Below are 869 nucleotides of genomic sequence, written 5' to 3' on the forward strand. Positions count from 1 at the left end.
GATGGGACAACTAGTGGATGGTTAAAGATTAAAACATGGGAAGGCGACAAGTGGGTTAATTTAAGTACGGAAGCTACAGGTATAGAATTCTATGTGGAAGCTACTGCATACAGTGTAGAAGGTAGTCCACCACATGAAAGAATTACAGCGTTTGGAATAGATATAGGGAAAAATCCTAACATTAAGTTAATTGCAGTTGATCCTAAAGTCATTAAACTGGGAACGAAAGTTCGTGTTGAAGGATACGGTGAAGCAATTGCTGGAGATACAGGTGGGGCTATTAAAGGCAACAAAATTGATGTTCTATTTCCTACAGAAAAGCAAGCACGTGAATGGGGACGTAAAAAAGTGAAAATTGAAATAATTAAATAGGATATATCTATTCTTAGCTTTGAAAATTATATATTAGATAAAATATAAGGGAGGATATTTTTATGTTTAGGAAAAGTATAGGAATCTTATTGTTTTTTATTCTATCTATCTCGACATTTAGTATGGTAACTCACGCTGCTAATAGTTCAGAATACGTAAATCAATCATTCTATGGGTATAAAGAACCATCATTTACTTCAGCTAAAACAAATGGTGGATCAGAGTACGGTGCTCAAAATGTAGGAGTCGTAGAAAAAAGAGATAATGGCTGGTGGAAGATTGAAACATGGGAAGGTCCAGTTTGGATTAACTTGAATGGGGAAGAACGTGTCATGGGAGATTTCTATGCGTATAACGAGCCTTCATTTAGTTCAGGAAAAGCAAACGCTGGAGCGAAGTATGGGCGACAAACATTTAGAATAGTAGATGGAACAACAGATGGTTGGCTAAAATTTAAGACTTGGGAAGGCGAAAAATGGATGAATCCTACGTCTGAA

At 36.4% G+C, this 869-nt stretch carries 2 protein-coding genes; both read left to right on the forward strand.

Going from position 1 to position 869, the window contains the following annotated elements:
* A partial coding sequence (locus tag MR107_RS30175) for a 3D domain-containing protein (RefSeq protein ID WP_242293161.1) occupies nt 1-372 on the forward strand: 372 nt, incomplete at its 5' end.
* A gap of 62 nt (nt 373-434) precedes the next feature.
* Nucleotides 435-869: hypothetical protein (locus MR107_RS30180; protein WP_242293162.1), on the forward strand; the 435-nt coding region annotated here is incomplete at its 3' end.

It is taken from the genome of Bacillus cereus group sp. BfR-BA-01441 (assembly GCF_022663075.1).
In the GTDB taxonomy this organism is placed as follows: domain Bacteria; phylum Bacillota; class Bacilli; order Bacillales; family Bacillaceae_G; genus Bacillus_A; species Bacillus_A cereus.